Raw genomic sequence first — 9461 nt, forward strand, 5'->3', positions numbered from 1 at the left:
CCGATCACCCGGACGTCCGGCCGCAGCTCCGCGACGGCCGCCACCACGCCGGCGGCCAGCCCGCCCCCGCCGATCGGCACCACGATGGTCGACACGTCGGGCACCTGCTCGACGATCTCGAGGGCGATGGTGCCCTGACCGGCGACGACGTCCTCGTGGTCGAACGGGTGGATGAGGATCGCACCGGTCCGGTCGGCGAACTCGCGGGCGTGCACGAGGGCGTCGTCCACGCTCGCGCCCACCAGCTCGACCCGCGCGCCGTAGTCGCGGGTGGCCGCGATCTTGGGCAGGGCGGCGTCGGCCGGCATGAAGACGACCGCGGTCAGGCCGAGGATCCGGGCCGCCAGCGCGACGCCCTGCGCGTGGTTGCCGGCGCTCGCCGCCACGACCCCGCGCGCCTTCTCCTCCGGGGACAGCCGCGCCATCCGGACGTAGGCGCCCCGGAGCTTGAACGAGCCCGCGCGCTGCAGGTTCTCGCACTTGAGCCACACGTCGGCCCCCACGACCTGCGACAGTGCGCGGCTCAGCTGCACCGGGGTCCGGTCGGCGACGCCGTCGAGCAGCGCAGCGGCCGCCCGCACGTCGGCGAGCCCGATCATCGGGCGCCCGTCCCGTCGTCGGTGGCGGTGCCGTCGGTGTGCGACGCGGCCTCGGCCTCGGTCGCCACCTGCTCCGACGTCGCCTCGGCCACCTGCGCGATCGCGCGGTCGAGCACGGGGTGCCCGCGTCCGCGCACGGGGACGTGGTCGTCGGTGCCCAGCTGCGGGAACTTGTCGTGCCCGTGCAGGTAGAGCATCACGGTGTTCAGGGTGGCGACGAGCGGCACTGCGAACAGTGCCCCGACGATCCCCGCGACGAACGAGCCGGCCGCGACCGAGAGCAGCACGGCGACCGGGTGCAGCGACACCGCGTGGCCCATGAGGAACGGCTGCAGCACGTGCCCCTCGAGCTGCTGGACGACGATGACGACGACGAGCATCCAGATCGCCGACGCCGGGCCGTTGGAGACGAGCGCGACCAGGATCGCGACGGACCCGGTGACCACCGCGCCGACGATCGGGATGAACGACCCCAGGAACACCAGCACGGCCAGCGGCAGCGCGAGCGGGACCTGCAGGATGGCCGCGCCCAGCCCGATGCCGATCGCGTCGACGGCCGCGACCAGGATCTGCGTGCGCGTGTACGCGCCGAGCGTCACCAGCCCGCGTCGGCCCGCCTGGTGCACGTGCTCGCGGGACCCGCGCGGGAGCAGCCCGACCACCCACGCCCAGATCACGCGGCCGTCGAGCAGGAAGAAGAACGTGCAGAACAGCGCGATCAGCGCGCCGGCGGCGACGTGCGCGACGGTCGTGGTCGCGTGCAGAGCGCCGGAGACCAGCTCGGAGCTGCCGCCGCTCAGCGAGCCCTGGATCTTGTCCAGCCAGCCGGAGATGTCGGTGGTGGTCAGCTGGAGAGGCCCCTCCGCCAGGGACGTGGTCAGCTTGTCGATGCCCTGCGCGGCCTGGTCCCACAGCTCGCCGAACCCCTTGACGATGGACCGTCCGGCGAGCGTCAGCAGCCCGCCGACGATGACCACGAGGCCGGCCAGCGCGACCGCCACCGCCGCCACCCGGGGCAGCGGCGTGCGCCGCTCGATCCACCCGACGAACGGCGCGAGGAGCACCGTGAGCAGCAGCGCCACCGCGATCGGGACCACGACGACCTTGAGCTCGTTGAGCAGCCAGAGCAGCACGGCCAGGCCGGCGCCGATGAGCAGCAGGCGCCACGACCAGGAGGCGGCGTTGCGCACCGACGGCGGCACGGAGCTGCCCGGGACCGGCCGCGCCTCCTCGACGGGCGCGGGCGCGCTCACGCGTCGCGCCCGGCGGCCAGCGCGGCCTCGACGTCGGCGATCAGGTCCGCGACGTCCTCGATGCCGACCGACAGACGCACCAGGTCGTCCGGCACCTCGAGCTCGGTGCCCGCGACCGACCCGTGGGTCATCTTGTGCGGGTGCTCGACCAGGGACTCCACGCCGCCCAGCGACTCCGCGAGCGTGAACACGTGCGTCGCCGCGCAGAACGCCAGCGCCGACGCCTCGCTCCCCGTGCGGAACGAGATCATCCCGCCGAACCCGCTCATCTGGCGGGCGGCGACCTCGTGCTGCGGGTGGCTCTCGAGCCCGGGGTAGATCACCGAGGTCACGGCGTCGTGCCCCACCAGGAAGTCCGCGATCGCCCGGGCGTTGCTCGTGTGGCGGTCCATGCGCACCGCGAGCGTCTTGAGCCCGCGCAGCGTCAGCCAGGCGTCGAACGGCCCGGCGACCGCGCCCGAGGCGTTCTGGTGGAACCGCACGGCGTCCGCGAGGCTCGTCGTGCCCGTCGGTCCGTCGAGCCCGACCGGGAGCTGCGCGCCGTCCGCGACGACGAGCGCGCCGCCGACGACGTCCGAGTGGCCCCCGATGTACTTGGTCGTCGAGTGCACGACGACGTCCGCGCCCAGCGCGAGCGGCTGCTGCAGGTAGGGCGTCGCGAAGGTGTTGTCGACCACCAGGAGCGCCCCCGCGGCGCGTGCGTGCGCCGCCAGCACGGCGATGTCCGCGATGCCGAGCAGCGGGTTGGTCGGGGTCTCCACCCAGACGACCTTGGTCCGGCCCGGCTGGATCGCCGCGAGCACCGCGTCGGGGTCCGACAGGTCGACCGGGGTGTGCTCGATGCCCCACGGCCCGAAGACCCGGGCGATCAGGCGGTACGTGCCGCCGTAGGCGTCGTTCGGGATGACGACGTGGTCGCCCGGGCGCAGGGTCGCGCGCAGCAGCGTGTCCTCGGCCGCGAGGCCCGACGAGAACGCGAAGCCCGCCGATCCCCCCTCGGCGGCCGCGAGCGCCGACTCGAGCGCGGTGCGGGTCGGGTTGGCCGAGCGCGAGTACTCGTACCCGCCGCGCAGCCCTCCCACCCCGTCCTGCTTGTACGTCGAGGTCGCGTAGATGGGCGGGACGACCGCTCCGGTGGTGGGGTCCGGTTCTTGACCTGCATGGATGGCGCGGGTCGAGAAGCCGGCGGAGGCCCAGTCGTCGTCGTGGGGGTGCGCGTGGTTCGTCACGCCTCCCAGGCTAGGCGCTCGGGGGGCTGCGGCCCTGACCGGACGGCGTTTCGGTGCGCCGCCGGTGCGCTCCGGGTCATGCGATGGTGCGCCGATGGTCTGGTATTGGTTCGGTCAAGACTTACCCACGAATCGCACCCGGAATCGGGAACAGGAGGACGATGGAGGCCGTTGACATCGCCGGGAGGACCCAGGTGACCAACCGGGCTCCCGGAGAGGAAACAGACTCATGAGCTGGCTGTTCGGATCCGCACTCAAGTCCACGATGGTCGAGCCGGAGAGCGCCCTCGCGGGTCGCGACCGCTACGCCTACAGCATCCCGTCGACCCACACCGTGCTGGGCACCCCGCTGCAGGGCCCCTGGCCCGAGGGGACCGAGGTCCTCTACGTCGCGATGGGGTGTTTCTGGGGTGCTGAGCGCACCTTCTGGAAGATCCCGGGCGTCGTGACCACGGCGGTCGGCTACCAGGGCGGGTTCACGCCCTTCCCGTCCTACGAGGAGACCTGCACCGGCCGGACCGGTCACACCGAGATGGTCATGGTCGCGTACGACCCGTCGGTCGTCAGCGCCGAGGACCTGCTCCGGACGTTCTGGGAGTCCCACGACCCGACGCAGGGCTACCGGCAGGGCAACGACGTCGGCACCCAGTACCGGTCCGCCGTCTACACGACCACGCCGGAGCAGGAGCTCGCCGCCCGCACCACCCGTGACGAGTACCAGCCGCGCCTGACCCGGGTCGGCTTCGGCCCGATCACCACGGAGATCCGGTCCGCCGACGATGCCGGCGCGTTCTACTACGCCGAGGGCTACCACCAGCAGTACCTCGACAAGAACCCGAACGGCTACTGCGGCCTCGGTGGCACGGGCGTCAGCTGCCCGCGACCGACCGGCGCCTGAGCCGTCGACGGCTCGCCTACCGGGCCGCCGACGCACGCCCGCCCCGCTCGCCGTCCTCCGGCGGGCGGGGCGCTTGCGTCTCAGCGGCTGTACGCCGGGCAGAGGGCGGGCGGGTGACCGACCTGCCCCCGCTGTCGGTCACCCACCCGCCGCGGGGCCGGCTGCGGAGTCCCCCGTGACCGTTGCCGGCCGCCCTTCGGCGTCGTTCGTGGCAGAACGACCGGGGTGCTCCCCCTGCCGTTCCCTGGCGAACGTATCGACGCCCGGCGGCACTCGTCCACGGGCGTCCACTCCGCGCTGGACCGCGGTCCACCTGCACAGACGTCCATCTCGACGCGATCCGCCGGAGCCGACAGACTGCCCCACGTGACCCCACACCTCCCGGCACGCCGACCCGAGGGTGTCGTCACATGAGCGGAGCGGCACCCAGCCGCACGGACAGCACGACGGCGACGACGGCCGCCGGGATCCTCGCGGCCGCCCTCGTCTGCGGCGCCGCCGTCCTGCTGTTCGCGGTGCACGTCCGCCCGCTCGGCTACGTCCCGCTCGTCCTGGGCGTGGGCCTCGGGCTGGTCGTCGACAAGCGCCTGGGCAAGGACCTCGCGCTCGTCGCGCTGGGGCAGGTGATCATCAGCACGATCTCGTTGAAGGCGGACCTGTCGAACGCCGGCATGGCGCGGTTCACCGTCGCGCTGGGGCTGGCCGTCGTCGTGCCGACCCTGATCTCGACCCGCGTGCTCAGGGACGACAAGATCCACTTCCCGGTCCGCACCGGTCGCCGCTGGGAACGCTGGCAGTGGGTGTACCTCGGCGCGGTCGCGGTCGCGGCCTACCTGATCCTGCCCGCGTACTTCCTGCGCTCGGGCGTCTGGCAGAACTGGCCGGACCTCGACGGCACGCACGACATCGTGCGGCTGTTCGTCGGCGTCAACGCGGTGGGCATCTGGGACGAGCTGTTCTTCATCTGCGTCGTGCTGGCGCTGCTGCGGGCGCACTTCCCGTTCTGGCTGGCCAACGTGCTGCAGGCGACCGTCTTCGTGTCGTTCCTGTGGGAGCTGGGCTACCGGTCGTGGGGGCCCCTGCTGACCGTCCCGTTCGCGCTGATCCAGGGCTGGATCTTCCGGCGGACGTCGTCGCTGAGCTACGTGGTGGCGATCCACCTGACGTTCGACCTGGTGGTGTTCCTGGTGCTGGTGCACGCCCACGACCCGAGCCTGTTCGACTTCTTCGTCACCGGCGGGCCGTAGGTTGGCCTGGTGACGCTGACGAACTGGGCCGGCAACTACACCTACCGGGCGCCGGAGATCCACCGCCCCCGCACCGTCGAGGAGCTGCAGGAGACCGTCGCGCGTGCGCGCAACATCCGTGCCCTGGGCACGCGGCACTGCTTCAACGACATCGCCGACGATCCCGCGGCGCTGGTCACTCTGGACGGCCTGGAGGCGGCGCCGGAGATCGACGAGGCGGCCCGGACCGTCACGGTCACGGGCGGGACCCGGTACGGCACGCTCGCCCAGCACCTGCACCCGGCCGGCTGGGCCGTGCACAACCTCGCGTCGCTGCCGCACATCTCGGTCGCCGGCGCCGTCGCCACCGCCACGCACGGCTCGGGCGACGGGTCGCGGAACCTCGCGGCGGCCGTCGCCGCGCTCGAGCTCGTGGGTCCCGACGGCACGATCCGGACCGTCCGACGCGGCGACCAGGACTTCGACGGCTCGGTCGTCGCGCTCGGCGCCCTCGGCGTCGCCACCCGCGTGACCCTCGACATCGAGCCGACGTACGACGTCGCGCAGGAGGTCCACCTCGAGCTCCCCTGGCGCGAGGCCCTGGAGCACCTGGACGAGATCACCTCCAGCGCCGACTCCGTGAGCCTCTTCACCGACTGGACCGGCGACACCATCCAGCAGGTCTGGCGCAAGACCCGCGTCACCGACTCCTACGACCTGCGCCCGGACTTCTACGGCACGACGCCCGCCGACGGCCCGCGCCACCCGCTGCCCGGCATCGACCCCGTCAACTGCACCGCCCAGCTGGGCGAGCCCGGGCCGTGGCACGACCGCCTGCCGCACTTCCGCATGGACTTCACGCCCAGCAACGGCGCCGAGATCCAGTCCGAGTTCCTGGTCCCCCGCGCCCACGCCGTCGCCGCTCTCGAGGCGATGCGCGGGCTGAGCGACCGCATCGCTCCGTTGCTGCAGGTCACCGAGGTGCGCACGATCGCCGCCGACGACCTCTGGCTGTCCACCGCGCAGGGCGGCGACCGCGTGGGGCTGCACTTCACCTGGCTGCCGCGCCAGGCCGAGGTCGAGGCCCTGCTGCCGACGATCGAGGCCGCGCTGGCCCCGTTCGACGCCCGACCGCACTGGGGCAAGGTCTTCATCGACACCGACCGCGACCTCGCCCGGCTCTACCCGCGCTGGGAGGACTTCCGCTCGCTCGTGGCCCGCACCGACCCGGACGGCGTCTTCCGCAACGCGTACCTGGACCGCCACGTCCTCTAGAGCCGCGCTGCCACCCTCGGAGCCCTCTCTTCCTCGGACGTTCGGCGAGCCAGTTCCGCAACGTCCGAGGATGTACGCGCTGGAGCCCTCTCGTCCTCGGACGTTGCGCCTCCGCCGGCTAGCGCCAGCGGTTGACCTTCGCGACCAGGTCCGCGTCGCCGACACGCCCCGTCGGCGACAGGGTGACGACGGCCGCGCCGGGCTGCAGCCGCGGGTCGCCCGCGTACCGCTGGGCGAGCTCCGCCTCGGCCGCGTCGTCGCCGGCATCGGCCGCGACGAGCAGCGCAGCGACCTCGTCGGCGAGCCGGTCCAGCTCGTCGGCGGGCGTCGGCGTCCCGGGCAGGGTGTCGCCCCAGACGTCCCAGAGCAGGAGCTCGTCGCGCTGCCGATGGGCCAGCTCCGTCACCACGTACCCGCGGACGAACTCGGGACCGCACAGCTCCGGCATCGAGGGGTCGACGCCGTACATCGAGACGTCGAGGCCGTCGCGTCGGTGCGCCAGCCACACCTCGGCCGCGGTCTCGAACGGCGCTCCGAGCCCGGTCGCCATGTCGTGCGAGTCGAACCCGAACCAGTTCTCGGCCATGTTCAGCTCGGGGTCGAAGCGGACCCAGCGCGACCCGTCCCAGTACTCGCCGACCACGTGGTCGTGGTGGAACCCGGGGCGGAAGTAGCCGGAGAACCCGACCCGGCTGCGCGCAGGGATCCCGTGCTCGCGCAGCACCGCGACGGCGAACAGCGTGTGGTCCCGGCAGCACCCGGCGATCTGCCGGCCCGGCTCCCGGGGTGCGCTCAAGGGACCGGCGGACCGCTGCTGCGCCTCCTCGAGGACCGCGGACAGCCAGCGCAGGTCGATGTCGGCGTCCTGCCCCGGCGACAGCTGCTCGACGCCGGCCCGGTAGTGGATGACCGTGCTGCACGCGGCCTGGTGCAACGCCCCCGGATCGGGGGCCACGGCGGCGAGCAGCGCGCCGTGCGGACCGGGGTCGGAGTAGCGGCTGTGGGTGGCGTAGTCGGCGAGCTCGGGCATGCGGTCAGCCTGCAGCCTGCCCCAGGGGCAGGGTCAAGCGACCGGTCGGGCCACGTGCGCGACCACACCCTCGTCGGACCACGGCACGGGGTAGATCTCGCGCTCAGGACCGCCCTGCGCGCGCCCGCCCGACACGAACCACGTCTCCAGCGCGACGTAGGCGCCGATGATCTCGGGGTACCGGCAGTCGGCCGCGGTGACCGGGACGTACGCCAGGGTCTGCGCGGGCTCCTGCCGCAACGTGATGGCACCGGCGGGCGCGATCGCACCCTCGTACGGCACGCACGTCTCGATGGGTCCGTCCCCGTCGAAGCCCACGGCCCCGTGGAACAGCACCCAGAACTCCGTGCCGTACTCGGCACCCGCGGCGTCGAGGAACGCGCGGATCTCCAGGACGTCCGACGCGAACGACGCCACCAGGTCCTCCTGCAGCACGTGGTGCCGGACCGACGCCACCGTCCGCGCGGCCACCGGCTCCACCACGACGTCGTCCACCCCGAACCGGCCCGTCTGCGCGTACCCGGCCGGCTCCCCGAGCGCGTGCAGCACCAGGTCCAGCGCCGGGCCACGCTCGGTGAGGTCCCGCTGCCGCCCGTCCCACCAGGACCGGATCGCGGCAGCCTGCCCGCTGCTCGTCGTCGCGAGCACGTCGGCGACCGTCCCGAGCGGCATCTCGAGCCGCCGGAGCAGCGCGATGGTGTGCGCCCGCTCCAGCTGGCCGAGGTCGTAGTACCGGTACCCGCTGCCAGGATCCACGCGGACGGGCTCGAGCAACCCGCGGGCGTCGTAGAGCCGCAGCGCCTTGAGCGACAGCCCGGACCGGCGCGCGAGCTCCCCGATCGTCACCTCGCCGTCGGCGGCCACGGCCCGAGGATAGCGACGGCCCCCGCCGCCGGAGCAGAGGGGGCCGTCGCCGGGACGATCAGTTGCTGGTGCCGACGATGTCGACGACGAAGACCAGCGTGTCGCCACCCTTGATCCCGGCCTGCGGGGCGCCGCGGTCGCCGTAGCCCAGGTGCGACGGGATCGACAGCAGCACGCGGGAGCCCACCTGCTGGCCGACGAGGCCCTCGTCCCAGCCGCCGATGACGGCGCCGACGCCGATCGGGAAGCTGATCGAGGAGCCGCGGTCGTACGAGTTGTCGAACACCCGCCCGTTCCAGCTCTGTCCGAGGTAGTGGACCTCGAGGTCGTCGCCAGCCTCGACCAGGGCGCCGTCGCCGCGGGAGAGGACAACCACCTCGAGCTCCTGCGACGCAGGCGCGTCCGGGAACGTGAGGGTCGGCTTCTGGCCGAAGGATCCCGATGCCTCGGGCAGCGCTGCGGACATGACGTACTCCTTCAGTGGATGACAGTGCGCGACCATCTTGCCAACCCGGACCGACACCCGCCGAACCGGCCCCGGCGCCCACCGCCGACCGGCGCGCCCCGCGCGTGCCCGCGTGCCCGTCACGCCGAGCGCCTCCCCTCGTCCCCGATCGCCGTCGTCGGTCCCCGAACGCTCCCGCCGGTCGCCGAGCGCCGTCGCGGGTCACCGAGCGCTCTCGCCGGTCACCGAGCGCCGTCGCCGGTCACCGAGCGCTCTCGCCGGTCACCGAGCGCTGTCGTGCGGCGACCGCGCTCGGTGACGGAGGCCCGCATCTGGCGACGCCCGGCCGCGCTCGGGTACCGAACGCGCGGTCGTCTGCGGGACGCCGTCGTCGGTCGCCGAGCGCCGCTGTCGGTCGCCGAGCGCTGTCTTCGGCCGCCGAGCGCCGTCGTCGGTCCCCGAACGCTCTCGCGGGCGCCCGGCGCCGGGCGCCGGGCGCCGTCGTCAGTCGCCGAGCGCTCTCGCCGGCACCGAGCGCCGTCGTCAGTCGCCGAGCGCTCTCGCCGGCGCCGAGCGCCGGCGTCGGTCGCCGAGCGCGGGCGTTGGTCGCCGAGCGCGGGCGTTGGTCGCCGAGCGCGGGCG

General features: G+C 73.4%; 9 protein-coding genes. 3 read left to right on the forward strand and 6 right to left on the reverse strand.

The window, feature by feature from the left end:
- The 3 genes from ACXJKG_RS16045 to ACXJKG_RS16055 form a co-directional block, all read right to left on the reverse strand.
- Window positions 1–599: threonine ammonia-lyase (locus tag ACXJKG_RS16045; RefSeq protein ID WP_456846746.1), on the reverse strand; the 599-nt coding region annotated here is incomplete at its 3' end.
- Entirely contained in the window at window positions 596–1852 is a 1257-nt protein-coding gene (locus ACXJKG_RS16050; RefSeq protein ID WP_456846747.1) for an AI-2E family transporter, read from the reverse strand. The genes ACXJKG_RS16050 and ACXJKG_RS16045, both read right to left, overlap by 4 nt.
- Window positions 1849–3081, reverse strand: coding sequence for a cystathionine gamma-synthase (locus ACXJKG_RS16055; RefSeq protein ID WP_456846748.1), 1233 nt, complete (start codon window positions 3079–3081; stop codon window positions 1849–1851). Before ACXJKG_RS16055 ends, ACXJKG_RS16050 begins: the two co-directional genes overlap by 4 nt.
- A gap of 229 nt (window positions 3082–3310) precedes the next feature.
- Here ACXJKG_RS16055 and msrA point away from each other — a divergent pair, with 229 nt between their 5' ends.
- The 3 genes from msrA (at window position 3311) to ACXJKG_RS16070 (ending at window position 6480) form a co-directional block, all read left to right on the forward strand.
- The gene (msrA, locus tag ACXJKG_RS16060; RefSeq protein ID WP_456846749.1) at window positions 3311–3979 is read left to right on the forward strand and encodes a peptide-methionine (S)-S-oxide reductase MsrA; all 669 of its coding nucleotides are present in this window, start codon (window positions 3311–3313) and stop codon (window positions 3977–3979) included.
- A gap of 410 nt (window positions 3980–4389) precedes the next feature.
- Entirely contained in the window at window positions 4390–5226 is an 837-nt protein-coding gene (locus tag ACXJKG_RS16065) for a CPBP family glutamic-type intramembrane protease (RefSeq protein ID WP_456846750.1), read from the forward strand.
- A gap of 9 nt (window positions 5227–5235) precedes the next feature.
- On the forward strand, window positions 5236–6480 hold the full coding sequence (locus tag ACXJKG_RS16070; protein WP_456846751.1) for a D-arabinono-1,4-lactone oxidase: 1245 nt from the start codon (window positions 5236–5238) through the stop codon (window positions 6478–6480).
- A 118-nt stretch (window positions 6481–6598) separates the two neighbouring features.
- On the opposite strand, the gene ACXJKG_RS16075 is transcribed toward ACXJKG_RS16070, so the two are convergent.
- From ACXJKG_RS16075 to ACXJKG_RS16085, 3 genes are read right to left on the reverse strand one after another with little or no spacing between them, the layout of a single operon-like run.
- A complete protein-coding gene (locus ACXJKG_RS16075; protein ID WP_456846752.1) occupies window positions 6599–7510 on the reverse strand; it encodes a transglutaminase-like domain-containing protein in 912 nt (303 codons plus the stop codon).
- Between the two features lie 33 nt (window positions 7511–7543).
- Window positions 7544–8374: a MerR family transcriptional regulator gene (locus ACXJKG_RS16080; RefSeq protein ID WP_456846753.1), complete on the reverse strand. Its 831-nt coding sequence runs from the start codon at window positions 8372–8374 to the stop codon at window positions 7544–7546.
- Window positions 8375–8432: 58 nt separating this feature from the next.
- Entirely contained in the window at window positions 8433–8840 is a 408-nt protein-coding gene (locus ACXJKG_RS16085; RefSeq protein WP_456846754.1) for an FKBP-type peptidyl-prolyl cis-trans isomerase, read from the reverse strand.
- Window positions 8841–9461: the final 621 nt, after the last annotated feature.

Source organism: Cellulomonas sp. P5_C6, from assembly GCF_054049635.1.